Source organism: Clostridium pasteurianum, from assembly GCF_001705235.1.
GTDB lineage: Bacteria > Bacillota > Clostridia > Clostridiales > Clostridiaceae > Clostridium_S > Clostridium_S pasteurianum_A.
Genome location: NZ_MCGV01000001.1, coordinates 1194609 through 1213743 on the forward strand (window position 1 = coordinate 1194609; position 19135 = coordinate 1213743).

22 protein-coding genes are annotated in these 19135 nt (G+C 29.4%); 8 read left to right on the forward strand and 14 right to left on the reverse strand.

All coding sequences use genetic code 11. The annotated features are described in order from the left end of the window. Positions 1-86: 86 nt before the first annotated feature. The 5 genes from BEE63_RS05270 to BEE63_RS05290 are packed head-to-tail and all read right to left on the reverse strand — an operon-like array spanning position 87 to position 3040. On the reverse strand, positions 87-368 hold the full coding sequence (locus BEE63_RS05270) for a hypothetical protein (RefSeq protein WP_066020381.1): 282 nt from the start codon (positions 366-368) through the stop codon (positions 87-89). A 16-nt stretch (positions 369-384) separates the two neighbouring features. Further along, positions 385-1218 (reverse strand): PTS system mannose/fructose/sorbose family transporter subunit IID, encoded by an 834-nt coding sequence (locus BEE63_RS05275; protein ID WP_066020382.1) that lies wholly within the window; start codon positions 1216-1218, stop codon positions 385-387. Position 1219: 1 nt separating this feature from the next. Beyond that, positions 1220-2071 carry a PTS mannose/fructose/sorbose/N-acetylgalactosamine transporter subunit IIC gene (locus tag BEE63_RS05280; RefSeq protein ID WP_066020383.1) on the reverse strand — a complete coding sequence of 284 codons (852 nt, stop codon included), beginning with the start codon at positions 2069-2071 and terminating at the stop codon, positions 1220-1222. A gap of 34 nt (positions 2072-2105) precedes the next feature. Then, positions 2106-2600 carry a PTS sugar transporter subunit IIB gene (locus BEE63_RS05285; protein ID WP_066020384.1) on the reverse strand — a complete coding sequence of 165 codons (495 nt, stop codon included), beginning with the start codon at positions 2598-2600 and terminating at the stop codon, positions 2106-2108. An 11-nt stretch (positions 2601-2611) separates the two neighbouring features. After that, a complete protein-coding gene (locus BEE63_RS05290; RefSeq protein ID WP_066020385.1) occupies positions 2612-3040 on the reverse strand; it encodes a PTS sugar transporter subunit IIA in 429 nt (142 codons plus the stop codon). A 348-nt stretch (positions 3041-3388) separates the two neighbouring features. Between BEE63_RS05290 and BEE63_RS21600 the strand changes: the two genes are divergently transcribed. The 3 genes from BEE63_RS21600 to BEE63_RS22535 are packed head-to-tail and all read left to right on the forward strand — an operon-like array spanning position 3389 to position 3941. Continuing rightward, positions 3389-3526: a hypothetical protein gene (locus tag BEE63_RS21600; protein WP_175400826.1), complete on the forward strand. Its 138-nt coding sequence runs from the start codon at positions 3389-3391 to the stop codon at positions 3524-3526. 17 nt (positions 3527-3543) lie between these two features. Beyond that, positions 3544-3831 (forward strand): ATP-binding protein, encoded by a 288-nt coding sequence (locus BEE63_RS05295; protein WP_066020386.1) that lies wholly within the window; start codon positions 3544-3546, stop codon positions 3829-3831. Between the two features lie 35 nt (positions 3832-3866). After that, on the forward strand, positions 3867-3941 hold the full coding sequence (locus tag BEE63_RS22535) for a hypothetical protein (RefSeq protein ID WP_431732486.1): 75 nt from the start codon (positions 3867-3869) through the stop codon (positions 3939-3941). Positions 3942-4385: 444 nt separating this feature from the next. Here the strand turns inward: BEE63_RS22535 and BEE63_RS05300 are convergent, their stop codons facing one another. The 5 genes from BEE63_RS05300 to BEE63_RS05320 form a co-directional block, all read right to left on the reverse strand. Further along, the gene (locus tag BEE63_RS05300; protein WP_066020387.1) at positions 4386-5705 is read right to left on the reverse strand and encodes an ABC transporter substrate-binding protein; all 1320 of its coding nucleotides are present in this window, start codon (positions 5703-5705) and stop codon (positions 4386-4388) included. After that, on the reverse strand, positions 5702-6379 hold the full coding sequence (locus BEE63_RS05305; RefSeq protein ID WP_066023168.1) for a response regulator transcription factor: 678 nt from the start codon (positions 6377-6379) through the stop codon (positions 5702-5704). The genes BEE63_RS05300 and BEE63_RS05305 overlap by 4 nt, the downstream gene beginning before the upstream one ends. Next, positions 6372-7718, reverse strand: a complete 1347-nt coding sequence (locus BEE63_RS05310; protein WP_242874697.1) for a sensor histidine kinase — start codon at positions 7716-7718, stop codon at positions 6372-6374. Before BEE63_RS05310 ends, BEE63_RS05305 begins: the two co-directional genes overlap by 8 nt. After that, the gene (locus BEE63_RS05315) at positions 7718-8695 is read right to left on the reverse strand and encodes a sugar ABC transporter substrate-binding protein (RefSeq protein WP_066020388.1); all 978 of its coding nucleotides are present in this window, start codon (positions 8693-8695) and stop codon (positions 7718-7720) included. Before BEE63_RS05315 ends, BEE63_RS05310 begins: the two co-directional genes overlap by 1 nt. 147 nt (positions 8696-8842) lie before the next feature. After that, a complete protein-coding gene (locus BEE63_RS05320) occupies positions 8843-10774 on the reverse strand; it encodes an elongation factor G (protein WP_066020389.1) in 1932 nt (643 codons plus the stop codon). A 343-nt stretch (positions 10775-11117) separates the two neighbouring features. Here BEE63_RS05320 and BEE63_RS05325 point away from each other — a divergent pair, with 343 nt between their 5' ends. Further along, entirely contained in the window at positions 11118-12818 is a 1701-nt protein-coding gene (locus BEE63_RS05325) for an HD-GYP domain-containing protein (protein ID WP_431732475.1), read from the forward strand. A gap of 835 nt (positions 12819-13653) precedes the next feature. After that, on the forward strand, positions 13654-15063 hold the full coding sequence (locus BEE63_RS05330) for an APC family permease (protein WP_066020391.1): 1410 nt from the start codon (positions 13654-13656) through the stop codon (positions 15061-15063). Positions 15064-15179: 116 nt separating this feature from the next. Here BEE63_RS05330 and BEE63_RS05335 read toward each other — a convergent pair whose 3' ends face one another. After that, a complete protein-coding gene (locus tag BEE63_RS05335; protein WP_066023170.1) occupies positions 15180-15809 on the reverse strand; it encodes a nitroreductase family protein in 630 nt (209 codons plus the stop codon). Positions 15810-15932: 123 nt separating this feature from the next. Between BEE63_RS05335 and BEE63_RS05340 the strand changes: the two genes are divergently transcribed. Both BEE63_RS05340 and BEE63_RS05345 read left to right on the forward strand, forming a co-directional pair. After that, entirely contained in the window at positions 15933-16241 is a 309-nt protein-coding gene (locus BEE63_RS05340; RefSeq protein ID WP_066020392.1) for a winged helix-turn-helix transcriptional regulator, read from the forward strand. 320 nt (positions 16242-16561) lie between these two features. Further along, a complete protein-coding gene (locus BEE63_RS05345; protein ID WP_066020393.1) occupies positions 16562-16717 on the forward strand; it encodes an endoglucanase in 156 nt (51 codons plus the stop codon). 40 nt (positions 16718-16757) lie between these two features. Here the strand turns inward: BEE63_RS05345 and BEE63_RS05350 are convergent, their stop codons facing one another. From BEE63_RS05350 to BEE63_RS05360, 3 genes are all read right to left on the reverse strand, one after another. Next, on the reverse strand, positions 16758-17015 hold the full coding sequence (locus BEE63_RS05350) for a hypothetical protein (protein ID WP_066020394.1): 258 nt from the start codon (positions 17013-17015) through the stop codon (positions 16758-16760). A 197-nt stretch (positions 17016-17212) separates the two neighbouring features. Continuing rightward, a complete protein-coding gene (locus BEE63_RS05355; protein WP_066020395.1) occupies positions 17213-17491 on the reverse strand; it encodes a barstar family protein in 279 nt (92 codons plus the stop codon). Between the two features lie 17 nt (positions 17492-17508). Continuing rightward, the gene (locus BEE63_RS05360; protein WP_066020396.1) at positions 17509-17973 is read right to left on the reverse strand and encodes a ribonuclease; all 465 of its coding nucleotides are present in this window, start codon (positions 17971-17973) and stop codon (positions 17509-17511) included. 614 nt (positions 17974-18587) lie between these two features. Here BEE63_RS05360 and BEE63_RS05365 point away from each other — a divergent pair. Continuing rightward, positions 18588-19127 (forward strand): helix-turn-helix domain-containing protein, encoded by a 540-nt coding sequence (locus BEE63_RS05365; protein ID WP_066020397.1) that lies wholly within the window; start codon positions 18588-18590, stop codon positions 19125-19127. Positions 19128-19135: the final 8 nt, after the last annotated feature.

Consider the following 19135-nt stretch of genomic DNA (forward strand, 5'->3'; position numbering starts at 1 on the left):
GCAGAAAATCTTCCTTCATTCTTAATTCTTATTTTTTCTTAAGTTGATTCGCAATGTTTGTATTTAGTGCAACATCATAACTAACTTTACTTGTTACTAATTATTTTTAAAATACTATTAACATTTCTTCTGCCATTTCTTATTGCCAAATTAATTAGAAGGCATATTACAGCACAAACTACAGTAAATACAACACCAAAAACTCCAAAAGCAAATTTTATTCCAGAGTGCGACAAACCATAGTAAGCTATTACAACACCTATACTGGATAATCCCATAACATTTATAGACCACTTACCTAAATTTTTTAAAAGTTTGCTTTGCTTCTCTGCCTCGTAAACCATTTGTTTTTTTTCTTCATCTTTCATGCTAATCCCTCATCAACTAATAAGATAATCCTGGATTAAAGAATCCTACAAGTACACCTACAAAAGCTATTATCAAAAATATTAGCATTACTATTGTAGGTGATATTTTCTTTTTTGACATAAGCCACCATGCAAAAATTACAGCTGCTGCAGAAAGCATTTTAGGGAAAACACCATCTAAAGTTTTTTGCAAATCTATAATTACTCCACCATGTGCATTATACATTTTGAAAGATGTACTAATATTTACCCAAGTGGCAGCAACTGCACCAATTACTATAGTTCCAACCATGATTACAGATTCACGGACAGCAGTAGCTTTTTCTCCAACAACCATCTCAACAGCTTTACCACCTAGCTCATATCCTTTATAATAAGCCCATCTCATTCCAAAAACCGCTATAGCATTCCAAACTACAATATAAAATATTGCTCCTAGAGGAGAACCACCTGTTGAAAGTCCTAACCCTATACCCAAAAGTATTGGTATTAAAGTACCTACTATTAATGAATCTCCAATACCTGCTAAAGGTCCCATAAGTCCAGCACGAATACCATTTATCATCTCACCATCAATATTTTCATGATTAGCTCTTGCTTCTTCAAGACCCGCTGTCATACCAACAACTAATGTTCCAATCTGAGGCTCTGTATTAAAGAAGGCTTTATAAGTTTCCATAGCTTCTTTTTGTTCTTCTTTTGTTTCATATAAATCTTTGACAATTGGAAGCATTGCACAAAGATAACCAAAAGTCTGCATATGCTCTTGAGAAAAACAAGTTAAATTTCCATAAAACCAATTTCTAAAAGACTTGCTTAAAGCTTTTTTAGATATTTTTTTCTTTTCCATACTATATGTCCTCCTCATCATCATCATCATCGTTACCCGACACCTTAGCTACAGCTGGTTTTTGCATTTGAAGCATTCTAATTTTGTAATTAAATATTGCAAAGAAAATACCTATTATTGCTGCTCCAATTAAATTAACTTTCATAACCGCTGCAAAAGTGAATCCTAAAAAGAAGGTTACAAAATCACTTGGTTTTAACACAACCTGTTTTAATAATATTGCAATTCCTACTGCTGGAAGTAAGCTTCCTACTGTAAATAAAGTTTTCATTGGTATACCATTCATTGGTAATGCCACCTTCATAATTTTAACCATACTAGAACCCATTATTGTAATAACAAATGCTGGAATAAAGCTGCAAATAATGTGGGAAATCCATGGTAATCCCATATCAACTAAATAAAGCTTTTCAAAATCACCCTTATCTACTGCCTTCCATCCTATATGCTGCCATATCAAGTTTATAGTTGCTGTTCCGTAAAATAAAACGGTTCCTAAAGTTCCAACTGCTGCACCTAATGCAGTTGCCATTTGAGTTGCCTGCGCTGAACCTGGATTTAAACCCATACCTTTAATTGCTACTACAGCTAGTGGAATACCAATATAACTGATTGCACGTACATCTGCAGATACAGTTCCACCTGGAGTAACTAATGCAATGTAAACAACTTGAATTGCTGCGCCAACTATAATACCAGTTTGTACATCACCTAAAATAATTCCAACTACTAAACCTGCCACCAAAGGTCTTCCTAAAGTATAATTACCAAAAGTAGTACCACCCATTCCAGGCACACTCGACAGGCATGCAAATAATCCAAACAACGCCGCTTGAATCCAATTTATCTCCATAGTTAATTTTCCCCCTTATTATGTTTATTAAAAACTATTTAAATCCAAATTGGCCTCTAAACTTTTTCCAATTACCTATTGCTTCTTCTTTAACAAGAGCAAATTCTACATTATATCCAGCTTGCATAATTCGTTCAAAAGCTTCTGCTTCTTTCTGATTTATAGATTGATTGTTTCCAAGTTTTACCGTACCCGGTCTATCGTTGCATGGTCCTACAATAACATCTTTAATACCAGGATCAAATTTATCATCCACCAAAATCTTAGACATTAGAATAGGTTCCTTAGTAATTAGAAAATATCTAGTATCACTTTGCAAAACCTTATCACATTTTAATTTCCAGTGTTCATAAGTCCATACAAATGTTTTTTTGCCACTTGCACTTTTATAAGCTGCTTTTAATACTGGATTATTAGCAGCTGCATCATTAACAGCTATTATCCCATCACATGGGTACTCTAAAGACCATCTTGTACACGTTTGTCCGTGTATCATCCTATCATCTATTCTTAAAAACGAAACTGACATTTTTACCCCTCCTAAATATCTTCTTCTTGATCTGTATCTGTCAATTTAAATTCTTTTATTGACTCCGCTGCTGTTTCAAATAACGTTTTCTTTAATTCTTCCATACTCATATAATCCTTCATTAAAATTGCTGTTAACACAGTAGGTAAATTCATTCCTCCAAGTACAAAAGCTTTAGATAACATACCTTTACTAGCTAATATATTTACGGCTGTAGTTAAAGGCGATCCTCCAATAATATCTCCACAAAGAATAACTTCATCTTCACTCGTAACGTTTTCAATAACTGCCTTAAATTTTTCTCCAAATTTATCAGTACTCATTCCATCTTCTAATCCCTGAAATAACACATCTTTTCTGTCTTTACCTGCAAGCATTGTCAATGCATTATAAAGTCCTGATGCAAATTTTCCATGGCTTACTAATATTACATATCTCATTTCTTCTATCCCCCCCTTAAATTGAAAATAACTAAATAATCAATTTTCAAATTTAATTAAATTCATCAGCACTGATTAACGTTTACATCTTTAATTTTAATGATATTCTAATTTATAAGCACCTATAATTTGTCATCAATATATCATTACAAATGTAATATTCTATGTGACAATTGTAATTGTTTACATGAAAGTGTAGAGCAAGTTCATCATAAATTTTACAATTTGTATACATCTTAAATGGAACTTTGGTGCATTTAAAGTTCATAATAGATATTTGAAAAAATAAACCCTAAGGTATTTTGGGGCTAGATAGGATATACAGACTATCTTATAACCAATAAGGATTTGGATGGAAAAACTTTTAGAGCTTTAAATTATGTGTATAAAGAGGGCAGAAGATTAGAAAATATATCATCTAAGTTAATGAATTTGATAGTATTAAGAAAAGGAAAACCAAAAATGAAAATATTAAAGAAGTTTTAGAAGAAATAAAGACTTCATTGCAGCCAAGATTAAAAGATAAAAATATTAACATCATAATTTTTTCGGAAGAATTTAATATATTTATGGATAGAGAACTAGTAATCATACTTATAAAAAATTTTATTGACAATGCTATTAAAACGTGCAGAGATGGCGGAGAAATATGCATAAATACATATACTACTAGGTATAAAATTATTGAAATAAGAGATAATGGAGTTGGAATACCTAATGAAGATATAAAAAATATATTTGAGCCGTTTTATATGGTTGATAAGTCAGGGATAGAAGAAATAATGGTGTAGGATTAGGCCTTTCGATATGTGCTAAAATTTCTAAAATACATAATGCCAAAATTGAGATAGAAAATGAACTTGGAGAAGGAACCTTAATAAAAATAAAATTTTCCAACTAAAATTCCGTAGGCACGGAGGAATTTTTTCCTTGCACTACCTTAAAAGCGAAGTAATGATGCTGAAAGAGCGATTTAAAAAAATTCTAATAAATCTTGGTAAAAAAATCATAAAATACTTAGATACTTCAATTTGTCTGAGTATTATCATATGCGAGGTTGGGGCGAAGCCCATTATCCTTCTTAACCTAATACGAGCACTCTTTAAATTATGCATAGCTTAAAACTTTGCCCTTTATCCTTCTTAACCATATAAAAGCACTCTTGTCATAAGCGAGTTATTGAAATATCTTAGTATTTTAAATTAATAAATTAAGTTATTAGCCGTAAGCATTAAGATTGTCTGTATTTTATTAAGAAGGATAATGGGTCCTTGACCCAAACCCCACGTATGATAAGATTCATAGAATTTTTTTAATGCGATGAAGCATTATTACTTCGCTTTCTTTAGTTTATTAACATATTGTTTATCTCCCTTTGCAAAATTAAAAGAGATGTATCTAAATCCTCTTTTCCATTTATTATGTTATTCATGTCATTATCTGCTTTGACCATAACTGCATTATATTTTTTGAATTTAGGAGTAACTGCTGCACTTTTCATAATATTATCAAGAATCTTCATACTTAAAAAACTTTCTGAAGGCATGTTTTTATTTATTTCTTCAATATTTTTGGGAGATTCTATTACATCTTTTATTGGAGAAACTCCCTCGGAATATTTAAAAACATCCTCCTGCGTTTTTTCATCATACGTTAGTAACTTTAAAAATTCCCACGATAGTTTTTCATGTTTAGTACGACTGCTTATCCCCATAAGTAAAGTACTTAATTGAGAAACATTTTTTCCGTTTGGACCAGATGGCAATTCAATACAATCCCATTCAAAATTAGAATATTTCTTTATACTCCAAGGATATGGTTTATATGTTCTATATTCTGAAAATGACAGTGGACGAAATGCTGCCTTTCCCTTATCAAATACCTGTGATGTCACCTGATAACCATTGTTCACATCGTTTAACTTTTTAACAAAATTTACGGCTTGCTCAACCCTCTCATCTCCAAAATATGACTCTGTTCCAGCAGTATTAAATAATTTTATTCCATTAGAATTTACTGCATCTTGCCATGTGTAATCATAAAATCCAAATTGATCTATAACTCCATCTTTATCTGTATCTTTCGTAACCTTTTCACAAATATTATAGAAATCATCCCATGTCCAATTATTATTAGGAATAGGAATACCTTCTTTATCTAGAAGTGTTTTATTTACCATCATTAATGTTGGCACACTCTCATAAGGAAGCGCGAACTGACTTTTATTATACTTTCCAGCTTCATAAGCAGATTTATAGTATTTACTGCTATTGAAATCTTTATCATTTCTAATTAGTTTATCTAAATTTTTTAACGCTCCTGTTGAAGACAATACATTAAAGTCATCTGGTAATACCATAAACACATCAGGTTCTTTTCCTAAAAGAATTTTCCCTGAAATCCATTCTGAAAAATCCTCCTTTAATATTCCACTTGAATATTCTATTTTCACCCCCGGATGACTTTTTTCAAACTTTAGTATAGCATCATCTAAAATTTTATAGGTATTTTCACTAGGAGTATTCCAACTCCCACAGAAGATTCCAACAGTTAATACTACATTTTTCCTTGCATTTAAAAGCTTTACATAAATGAAAAAACTTCCTGCTATAATTATAATTAAAATAGCTGCCACTACAGATTTCTTATACTTTTTTAAATTCATTTTTTTGTCACCATTTTTCTTATAACTCCAGTTTGAACTGCCCAAATAGCCAGCTGTGTTCTGTCCCTAAAATTAAGCTTATTCAATATGTTACTTAAATAATTTCTAACAGTTCCCTCCGATAATCTAAGTTTTTTTGCAATCTCTTTGTTTGATAAACCAAAACCAATGCATTTTATTATATCCCATTCTGTATCACATATATCATTCAGATCTTTTTTAGCACCAGCCTGAATAGAAACATCTCCTTGAGCCATTTGAGAAAACAACTTAAAAACTTTAGCCGTTATATCTGGATTAATCATTGCTCCTCCATTTACAACGGTATGGATTGCCTTTATGAGTTCATCCATAGAAACGCCCTTAAGCAAATATCCACTAGCTCCATATTTTAAAGCATTAAATATATATTCATCATCATCGAAAGTAGTAAGTACTATAATCTTAATATTAGGATAAGATTCTTTTATAATTTTGGTGCATTGAACACCATCCATTTCTGGCATACGTACATCCATTAATATTACATCCGTTTTATACTTACGAACCGATTCAACTACTTCGTTTCCATTACATACAGTTCCCACAACTTCAATATCTTTATTTGCACTTAAAACAATTTTTAAGCTTTGCCTGATTAGCTCTTGATCATCAGCAATTAATACTTTAATCACTTTCATCGCCCCACCTAATTGGAATATTTACAGTTATTAAAAAGCCATCACTGCCATCATATTCTAAAGTCCCATTTAATAACTTAACCCTTTCTTCTATATGTTTTAATCCAAAGCCTTTTTTTATATTAGCACATCCCTTGCCGTTATCTCTTATTGTTATATTTAACTGCTTATCCCTCCTTATCATACTTGTATAAATTTCTGTAGCATGTCCATGACGTATTGCATTTGTTATTCCTTCTTGTACAATTCTATAAATAGTATCTTCTTCATCATGCTCAAATTTTAATGATTTTATATTTGAATTAAAAAAAATTTTTGCTTTTGTAGCATTACTTATCTGCGAAATCATATTATTTAATGCATCTTCTAAACTAGAACTTTCAAGTGCATCGGGTCGAAGTTTCTTCACGGAACGTCTTACATCTTTAATAGCTTGTCTTGCTACATCTGCAATAACATTCAACTGCTTTTTAGTTGCCTCCGTAGATATATCTATTGTTGTTAAGCAAGCATCAATTCCAACTGATATCCCTGTAAGTGCATGACCTAGCGTATCGTGAATTTCTCTTGCCAAACGGTTACGTTCTCTAGTTTCAGCCATTGACTCTATCTTTACAGCGTAATCTTTTAATTGTACATTCATAACCCCTAATTTTTCATTAGCTAAATTTAATTTTCTATTTAATAAAGTTATTTTTTCATTTTCCCTCATTTGATCTTGAACAAGTACAATCATATATACTATAAATACTATGATGTTTATAGTACTTAGTATACTTTTTAGTTCCATTAAGTAGCTCTTCATATTGGCATTATAATAAAAAAGAAAACTTTCAAAGGAAACCATCTTTATTTTAAGCGATATAAAATCATAAACGCTAAGTATATATATAATTATCATAAGAACCAAAAATATAATTTTATTGCTTTTATCTTTGGTGTTTGTTACCAAATCAGCAATGATAAATAGTATAATCCCGTTATAACTCATATTTAGTGCTGTCATTATTGAGACGCTTAAAAAAATTTCACATAACAGCAAAGCAGCTATTTGCCACTTTTTTAATGAGTCTATATATTTCTTTTTAAGCATAATTAATGATATTAATATTATATAAGGTACTATAGACACAATAGCTATATTCTGCGGTTTCCAAGGTATAACCGTAATTTGATCCAAGAAATCTCTTGCCATAAATCCTGAACTAATTTTATATAAAGTTATAGTCATGATTCCTGAAATTAAAACTATAATAATAAAATTTATAAAAATCATAAATAAGCTAATATAATTTAAAGTTCTATTTGATTTCATAATTCCTCTTCCATTCATTATTTCCATCCACTTATTTCATATTGTAGAACGTTTTCTTTTGATATTAAAGTTATCGGAACAATTACATCCTTTTTTAACTTTTTTCCTTTTAAAATATCATAAGCTTTCTCAGCAGCTATATATCCCATTTTATTAGGGAACTGAGCAGAAGTGGCAGTCATAAATCCATCATGAATCATTGTCTTAGCTTCAGGCGAACCATCTACTCCAAATACCATAACCTTACCTAATAATCTATTTTCTTTAAGTGCTGCTAGCGCACCAAGAGCACTTGGATCATTTAATGCCATAATTGTATCTACCTCTGGATGTTTTTTAATCAAATTATTTACTAACGGCATAGCTTTATCTAATTGTCCTTCACTATCACCTTCAGCAACTATTTTATATTGTTTATTGCTGCCAATAGTATCTACAAATCCCTTAATCCTATCAATACCAGATTTTGCTTCAGAATGTTCAATTAGCATAATATTAGCTTTTGACTTCGTTTTCATAAGGTACTTTGCACATTGAACTCCAGCATCATAATTATCAGATATTACTGTACATGAAACTAGCTTATTATCATAAACAGGCGTATCAACAACAATAACAGGTATTCCTGCCTTTTTAGCTGCCATTAATGCTGGTTTTACTTGTTTCCAATCCACAGGATTTATAAAAATAGCTTTAACCTTTAATTTAATAAATTCATAAATCTGCTGCGTTTGCTTCTCCTTATCTAAAGCTGCATCCCTTGTTACTAATATATCTCCATTACTCTCTACAACCGAACGTATTTCATCGTTAATTATTTCATAAAATCTATTATTCGTTGTCATATAAGTGGCTCCAAATTTTTTCCTATTTTCTATTTGCCTTGCAGAGTGATCTCCACCGTTTTTTTTAAGCACTTTTAAGTTAATTGAAATAAAACCAACAGTAGAAATTAATAATATGGCTATTACTATTTTTTTATATTTTTTATTCATTAACACATCCCGCTCTTTCCGTATAATAACCCACATAAACTTATTTAAATTCTATCATAAAATTTTTATTATACACAATTCCATTTATACTTTTATCTAAAATAAATTTATTATTTCAAGTCACAAAATTCTTAATAAAGCAGTTATCTATTTTAAACAATGCATAAAATTCTTTGCTTTATCCCAAGAAACCTTATAAGCTTGTCCTTTTGAGCAAAATATAGATGTTGATGTATATTCTATATCGGCATTTTTATTATAACCTATATCTTTAATTATCTTCTCCTCATTATGGCAAACATCATACCCTTCAAAAACAAAACTAATTTTTCCTTTTCCCTTAGTAAAAGATGCTACATCAGAAGGATAATCCATAAATTCTGACACAGGCCCTCTACCACTTATAAAACAGCTGTTACCTATGGTTTGGGGTGCATCAAATTCACCATGCATCCTATTTATATCTGATAGTACTCTTCCAGTTAAATTAATATCTACCTGTATTTTAAACTTATAAAAAGGCTCTAAGAGAATATTTTCTGTACTCTCAAGTCCCTGCCTAAGTGCTCTAAGTGTAGCTTCTCTAAAATCGCCACCACTGGTATGTTTTATATGATGTCTTCCTGTTACTAATGTTATTTTTAAATCAGTAAGCACAGAACCTGTTAAAATACCTTTATGTTCCTTCTCAAATATATGTGTCCTAATGAGATTTTGTTCTCCAACCGTAAGATTATCCGTGCTGCACTTACTAGAAAATGTAATTCCGCTATTCCTAAGAGCTGGTTCTATTCTAAGATGAACTTCAGCGTAATGTCTTAAAGGTTCAAAATGACCGTAACCCATAGTTTCCTTAGCTATTGTTTCTTTATACAAAACTTCACATGATCCAAAATCAATATCCATATTAAATCTATCTAATAAAACTGATTTCAATATTTCTAATTGTATTTTTCCCATAATATGTATTTCAATATTTTGAAATTTTTCATTCCAAAACACATTTAAAGATGGATCTTCTTCCTCCAAAAGCCTAAAACATTCCAAAACCTCTTTAGGATTTATCTTTTCATCAAATATCACCTTTGACTTTAAAGCTGGTACTAAATTATATTTAATACTATTTTCATGTGTACCAATAAACTCGCCAGGAGCTACATTATTTATTCCTAAAACAGCAAACAATTCTCCTGCCTCAGCAGAGCTCTTGACACTATATTTCTCACCATTATAAAATCTTATTTCATAAGGCTTTTCAATTTCACCTTTAATTTTAATCTCCTGTTTAACACTTAAATTACCGCTAACAGCTTTCATATAAACAATTTTATTTTTATTTTTATCATGCTTTATTTTATATACCAATCCACAAAAATCTTCATTAGAATTGTATTTTGTATAAGTTATCATATGAAGTTTTTCTAAAAAATAGTCTATGCCAGAATCCTCTAATGCGGAGCCAGTAAAGCATGGAAATATTTTGTTTTTATTTATCATTTTTTTCATTGAACTCATCCATAAATCTTTTTCATAACCAGAATTTAAATATATTTCACATATATTATCATCACGTTCTGCAATAAATTCAATAATATCTTGTGACATTTCTTGTCCTTCAAAATGAAAGATATCTTTTGTTAAACTTCTCTTAATTTCATCAATTACTTTTTCACTATCGGAACCTACCCTATCCATTTTATTAATAAAAAAGATAGTAGGCACCTTATATTTTCTAAGAAGTTGCCAAATGATTTCAGTTTGACTCTGCACACCGTCAGCACCACTTATTATCAGTATTGCATAATCCATAACTTTAATAGATCTTTCCATTTCTGTAGAAAAATCCACATGACCTGGTGTGTCTATTAGAAAATAGGTACAGTCCTTATAATTAAAAATAGCCTGTTCAGAAAATACGGTTATTCCTCTTTCTCTTTCCACGGAATTGTTATCCAAAAAAGAATCCTTGTGATCAACCCTTCCCCTTTTTCTTATACTTTTTGTATGATATAAAATCTGCTCAGCAAAAGTAGTTTTCCCTGCATCAACATGAGCCAATAATCCTATAGTTTTATTCATATAATGCACCTCAAAATTTTTCTATAACTATATATAGTATAACAAACAATTATTTTATATTATATACTCAACTTTAAAGTCTGTTAAATAAACTTTATCATATTTATAGTATTGATATTTTAATATTAATTTGATCTATTCAGTCTATGTGTTTTCTTTATGATTTCTTTAACATTTTCTTTCCTATGGTAATATTATGTATTAGTATTAAATAAAATTTTAATTTTCTAATAATTTAATTAAAATTTAAGGTTAATCTTTCTTTTATTTATAAAATATGTATAATTATATATGTACACTTAAATTTAACTTTGTTAAATGAAGAACTTACCCCTAGAAAGGAGTGATAAATTTGATTCAATTTTATGAGGCTACAATAAGCGAATCATCCGTTTATGAAGAAATAACTAGAAACTTAAAGAAGTTATGTTCCTTACTAGACTATCATATTGTGGGAATTATAAACTTTTCTTGCCACAAAAATTTTCTATATTCACGAAATTTACTCATCAAACAGAAGAATAGATATAAGAATTTAAACAAATCAGTTATAAAAAGGATAAGTAAATTGGAAAATCCTATAGTAAACTTACTAATACAAAAAAAAGAAATTTTATTATACAGCAAAGATAATTCATCATATGAAACACTAGTTCCCGAAGCAAAATCAGAAATGTATATACCACTGTTTAACGAATATAACGATGATATCATCGGTTCAATTTATTTATCTAAAATAATTGTGTCAGACAAAGCCTCTGACCTTAATAAACTACATAATTCAAACACAATGAATATAATTAAAGCAATTAATACAGCATACAGAACAGCTCATCTATTACTTGAAAAAAGGCATTCTATTTTCAGCATTATAAATACATTTTCTGAAATGACAAGAGAAAAAGACCCTTTTATGCTTCTTCATCCATATCATGTAGCTAATTTTGCAAAGGAACTAGCAATAAAACTTGGTTTATCAGAAACTCTTGTAAAGAAAACCTACTTATCTGGCATACTACATGATGTAGGGAAGATTTACATGCCAGAACATCTATTAACCAAAAAAGCTCATCTAACTGATAACGAATATGAAATAATAAAAAAGCACAGTATCTACAGTTATAATTTAATAAAAAACATAACTGGACTTGATGACATAGCTAGATTTGTAAAATATCATCATGAAAATTACGACGGAACCGGTTATCCTTGTAAACTAAGAGGGGATCAAATTCCATTAATTAGTAGAATAATTAAAGTTGCAGATTCAGTAGATGCAATGCTATCACCAAGGGCCTATAAAAAACCTAAAAATATAAATTATGTGATTTCGGAGCTCATAAGATGTAAAGGCCTCAACTTTGATCCTAGAATGACTGATGGTATGCTTGAAATATTAGCTAATCACTTAAAACCTATGGCAAATGTGCCTTTAAACTCTATAACATGGGCAAATCTTACTCTTAGTACAGTTAAAAGAATGTACTCACTAGAAGGCATTCTTATACGGTACAATTCAGGATATTTATTCAAAACAGATAAGTTTAATTTTTCATATGATATTGATGTAAGCGAAATACAAAACAGCAGTATATATATAAGCCGAAGTACAAATGAATTTATTGAATATAAGGCAATTGTATCCTATGTTACTGAAAATGAAGTATTTATTTCAGACTGTGAATATGTAGTCTATGAAGATTCATTTAACATACTTTGGGAATTAAAAGGTCAACTAAAATTGAGTAATTTCAAAATGTATGATGTACAAATATGTAAAATCGGTGGAAATATGCTTACATTTTATCTTCCTCAAAATACATTACATTACTATAACAGCAATAATGGAGCTGAAACTTTTAAAATATTTTTTGATGATGGTACTGTAATAGACATAGCCGGCAGATTAAGTAAAAATTTTACTTCAGGTGGAATTTCATATTATGATTTTGTATATTCAGATTTGCTTCCTAAAACTAAGGACGAAATTTTCAAACAACTTTTCAGACATCAGGTACAAATAAAAAATTTATATAATAATTAAAATATTGCGAAGTAATAGTATTTTGAAACATTAAATAAAAATCATAAGTCTAAGCTCCGAATTATAAAAATACTAAGAAATTTTAATAACTCGCTGAAAAAATGCTCAAACAAATTAAAATTTCTAAGTCTTTTTATAATTTGGAACAAGACTTATTGAATTTTATTTAAACCGTTCCCAAAATACTATTACTTCGCTTAAAATAAAAGCAAGGTAAATTTTTCTCCGATTCTCTACGAAAAATACTATAACATATTATTATAGAAGAATAATTGTACCTTGCCCCAACCCCCAGTTATTATAAGATTTATAGAATTTTTTTAATGTTACAAATCAATGTTAATTACCTTTTGTCACTCTTTAATCCAATCATAATGTTTTATACTTACATACAAGTAAAGTCTATACAATATAAAAATTTCTATAATTTCATATGCACCTTTCTCAAAATTATATTTTGTACTAAAAATACAATAATCTTATCCTTAATATACAATAATCCAATATATATAATTCTATTGCGTAGGTATTACTGATTTGCTTTTGGAATTGCAAATCAGTATTAAAATGCTATGCTTTTTTGTGTATTTCGCAAAAATTTGTCCTGCGTACAAACTATTTAATAATTTTTGTTCATTTTGGACATATTATCTTTTTTGAAAATGTGTTAAATTATATATAAGATTTTTAATAATTTAATATTTGTATAGAGATTAAATTAATATTTTATTATAAACTTAGTGTGTTTTTTATCTATTTTAAATTGTATTAAAATGCAATCACATCCATTATAAAAAAATTGAAAAATTGTAATTATACATAGGGGGTAATTAGAATGGCGAAATCAAATTTAAAAAAAGACAATTTAAGTATAATCGAAACTATTGCTTTATCTGTTGCAATTATAGCTCCAACTGCTGCAATGTCTATAAATGTTTCACTCATGGCAGGAAGTGCTTCTTTTTCAGTACCTCTAATATTTCTTGTATCAACTGTTGTTGTAGGTCTTGTATCTTTCTCAATCATAAAATTTAACCACTATTTTTCGAGTGCTGGTTCACTATATACCTTCGCCGGAAAAGCTTTAGGAAAGAGAGCCGGTTTTATAACTGGTTGGACATTAGTATTAGCCTATTTAACTTTAGCAGCAGGATGCTCTGCAGAATTTGGATCTTTTTTCAGTAGTCTACTAAAAGATTTTTGGGGTATTCAAGCTCCATGGCTTCCTCTTGCTTTAATAGCTTCAATTGGTATTCTAATACTTGGAATATCTGATGCAAAAATAAGTACAAGAATAATGCTTACTATGGAAGGTTTATCAATTTTATTGATTTCAATTTTATCTATAGTTATTTTAATAAAGGTTGGTTCAACCAAAGGTCTAAGTGCTATTCCTTTTAAAACCAATGGTACTAATTTTTCCGCACTAGCAAGTACATCAGTCTTTGCATTTTTATCATTCATAGGATTTGAAAGTGCATCAAGTCTTGGAGAAGAGACTAAAAACCCTAAGAAACTTATCCCACTTGCAATAATGAGCGCTGTATTTGTTTCTGGATTATTCTATATTGTAGTAAGCTACAGTCAGGTTATCGGCTTTGGTGTTGATGCAAAAGGTTTAAAGGCATTAACAGCTTCTTCATTACCTTTAACAGATTTATCAGGTAAATATATTTCAAAAATTTTCGGAATGTTTTTACTTTTCTCCGCTTCACTTTCTTGTTTTTCATGTTCTTTAGGATCCGTATGTGCTGGTGCTAGAATATTATTTTCAATGAGTAGAGACGGAATGCTTCACAAGGGTCTTTCAAATGTTCATAAAAAATATGATACTCCATATGTAGGAATTGCAGCAATATTAATTCCGGCTGTTTTGATTCAAATTCCATTGTACAAAATAAACGGAATTGATGCTTTTAACTATTTAGCAACTATAGGTTCCCTAGCTATAATAGTTTCATATTTATTTACTAGTGTAGGTGCAATAGTTTTCTTTAAACACACTAAAGAAATAAAAAATTCAAGTATAATAATTCCTGCGGTATCAATTTTACCATTAGTATACGTACTATATTCTAACATTTATCCAGTTCCTGAATTCCCAGGAAATATTTTTCCTTATATAGTTTTAGGATGGATTGCAATTGGATTTGTATTGGGCAAAAAAGTCGTAAAAGTTCCTAGTGTCAATACTGATACATTAACTTCTGTATCAGATATGGATAAAGAAAGCTTAGGAGCTTAAAAAATAATTAAGAATTAAAAATGATGGTAACTTTTTCTCCGTTCCACTACAAAAACCTTTTAAACTTATAACTGCCTCCATTTTCCACTCTAGTGGAAATGGAGGCAGTTATAAGTTTATTGGAAATCATTAAATTTTACAAATTCGCCAATCGGTTTTCTATATCCTCTAAGTCTCTTATTTTTAGTGTCTTCTTTTCCCATTGTTATAAGCATTGATATCTCATATCTTTCAGGTATATTAAATACTTCATGCATTTTTTTAGCATCAAAGCCTATCATAGGGCATGTATCCCATCCCTTATACTTAGCTGCAAGCATAAACATCATTGCTGAAATTGAAGAATTCCTTATTGCTTCATCATGTTTAAACTCCTCTCCACGTCCCTCATAAAGATTTTTTATATCATTTAAAATTTTTTCATAATCGAACTGTGAAATCATCTTTAAATCAACCATACCAGAATATAATTTATTGGCATTTTTATAAGCTTCTTTATCTCCTAATACTAAAATGGCTGCAGAAGCCGTATGCACTTTATATTGATTAAATGCTGCCTTTCTAAGTTCTTCCTTTTTATCTTTGTCTGTTACAACGAAGTAATTAGTATGTTGTATATTAAAGCATGATGGTACTAGCTTCACTAACTCAAATATTTCAATAAAATCACTTTTAGGTATTTCGATCCCTTCTATAAAATTATTTGCAGAACGCCTTTCTTCAACAAGCTTTTTAAAATCTATCATAATCATTTTTTTCCTCCTTGTATAGTAATATTTGATTACCGACTTACTTTATGTAACTATAATATAATAACCTGCTTACTTTTGTCAAGTAAGTATGATAAAATAAGTTTAGGAGATGATTAAATGAATAACATCAAATTATGCCCTCATTTCGAAGCTGCCTTTAAACTGCTTGGAAAAAGGTGGAATGGGCTTATTATACGTTCTCTTTTAAAAGGCGCAAAAAGATTTTCCGATATTCAAGAAATCATACCAAATTTAAGTGCCCGTATGCTTACTGAACGTTTCAAGGAATTAGAAAAGGAAGGAATTATAGCACGCAAAGTATATGCTGAGACACCAGTCAGAATAGAATATGAACTAACTGAAAAAGGTAAAGACTTGGAAAAATCCATGGATGAAATTCAAAAATGGGCAGAAAAGTGGACTTAGCATATTTCCTAGAATTAGTGTATCTAAATCCAAAGGATCAATATTAAATAACGCGATTTGTAGGAAACAAAGGATGATATTTTAAAATTACTATGGTTTTAAAATGTCATCCTTTATTTGCTACTTGTTTACAAATAAAACATTGATAAAAATATCCTATTTATACTTAGTTTAATTAAATATTTCATAGCTGAAATTTGCATTTTTCTAACCACTTTCATTACTTTATTGTTATTCTTGCATTTTTAAATTTATTTTGAAAATATAATGATTTTTTTCTTGCATTTATGTATAATAGTAATTGAAAGGAGTTGGTTAATATGTCTATATTTTTAATAGTAGGTTTAATGTTTTTTATATCAGCTTTATTACCTGAAGATTTAGATGTTTTTGCGATTCCTAAGGAATTTGAAGATTGCCCAGAGATATCACACTTAAAAGTTTATGATAAATATTTAATAAAAAAAGGCGTTTAAAACGCCTTTTTTATTATAATTGAAACTAAATATTATAAACCTATTCTTCTTTATCGCCTTCGATGTTTTTTATAATTGCCACTTCATCAGGCAAATCTCCTATTTCAATTTTTATTTCTGTACCAGCATCTATTAATTTATTGTTATTATCTTTAAGATAACTAGAAAGATTGTCTTGAGTAACATCACTTTCTTTATTAACAATGACAGACATCTTACTTACCTTGATTATTTTTCCCCTTTTGCAACACTCCGTAAGTCCATCCGATATTTTACTTAGCAGCTTAATATTCTGCACACTTCATACCCCCACTTTAACTTTATATATAATTTATACAAAGGAACATAAAATAATATTCCTAGCAAAGCAAAAAACAGTTGGATAATACTTGGGGGGTAATCCAACTGCTTTGCTTATACTTAATTCATTAATTATTAGCTTATAGTCATAATACTACTTAATTATTAACGTACTATATATAATTTATTAACTGTTTATAAATTAATCTCTATCTTCAGTTTACCATGAAAATATCTCTCAGCCTTTAATAGAACTTCAGCTGTCATATCAGCATACTCTCCTAAATAATTTTTACTCTCATTAAAATTTTCCCATACTATATTCAGTGGTATTGCAATATCCCCTGTTAAGCAATCCCAAAGTGCATCTAAGTTTTCACCATAGTATTCAGGTAAATCTAGCTTTTCCTTTAATATTAAATGAAGTGATTTCTTATCTTTTAAATTTTTGCCGTCAATTATTACTTTCCTCATAAGCATCACCTTTGAATTTAATAATAACGTGTAAATGTTTGATAATGATCTGATGTACCATAAATTAGTCCATCATTAGAATATATTATCCTGTCTGCGCCTCTATGTCCACCAAAATAATTTATATCACATTCATGCCACACTCTTCCTCTTCTACTTGGAAGAGCTCTTTCAGAATTAGTAAATATGTCTCCTCCTATACTTTTACCATAAGCATAATCCCATAAATCTTTGCCAGGTTGCCATCCTAAATCTTCTGCTTCTTCCTTTGTAATATAATTATCTGGGAGGCATCCATATTGATGTATATAATCTGCTACGCCCTGAAAGTCATTTATTGTAGTTTCGGTATATTCTGCTCCATAATAACTGTTTTGAGTACCAGCAGTATAAGCCTTAACATTAATCGTATTACCAAATAAAGTTGTAAAGAACATAAAAATTATAGATAAGCAAATTGCAACAAAACTGTTCCTTTTCATAACATGCACCTCTTTATATTTATTTATGAGCAAATAGTTATAAAGATTTATAAAATGTATATTACTTTTTGCCCTCTAATTAAATTATATTACATGGTATTTACATTTTCATTTCTTGTATTAAAGTGTATCTTGTTGAATATATTACTTTTTTTACTTTAAATCCCATTTAATTAATATTCCACAGCATTACTTCAATTTTAAAAAAGGATCTAAAAAATATTTATATTTAATAAATTTTTTCCTTATTGCTTATTCTAACCTTGAGGACTTAGTTTTTGCACAACTTAAATTTTTCTAATAAAACGTAATAATACTTGGTATTTAATATTATTTTCCTTGCAGTAGCTCAAAATTAACTATTTACTGCAATAATTACTTGTTTTTTTACAAATACTTATTGATTTATTCAAAAATTCCTGTATAATTATTTATTGTCGAGTTTAGTATATATAAACTTTAAGTTTACATATACTATTAAAGTGAAACCAATGTAAAACTTAAATTATGCATGTTCCAAAATGCTAGCACCAAAATATTATGGTACATTTATAACTTAATAGTTGAATTGGTTTCCCTATAAAAAAAATTATTATATTTTATATAGGTGATTTATGGATATCGGAGAAAAAATAAAAAGGCTCAGGATTGAAAGACAATTAACTCAAGAAGAACTTGCTAATCGCTGCGAGTTATCGAAGGGCTTTATATCTCAAATAGAGAGAAACCTAACTTCACCTTCAATAGCAACCTTAACTGATATCCTCGATGCTTTAGGAACAAATTTACCGGATTTTTTTAACGAGGATAGTCAGGAAAAAATAGTATTTAAAAAGGATGACATGTGCGAAACCTCTGATGAAGAACTAAATTACAATCTCATGTGGCTTGTTTCAAATTCTCAAAAGGATTCTATGGAACCTGTTTTACTAACCCTTTACGAAAATGGCAATTATCTTGAAGATGAACCTCATGAAGGAGAAGAATTTGGATATGTTTTAAAAGGAAGTATATTTCTCAAACTTGGAAGTAAAAAATTTAAAATAAAAAGCGGTGAAAGTTTTTATTTTAAACCAAATGCTAATCATCAAATTTTAAATGCTGGAAAAAAGCCAGCTAAAATTATATGGGTAAGCACACCCCCATCCTTCTAACATTTGTA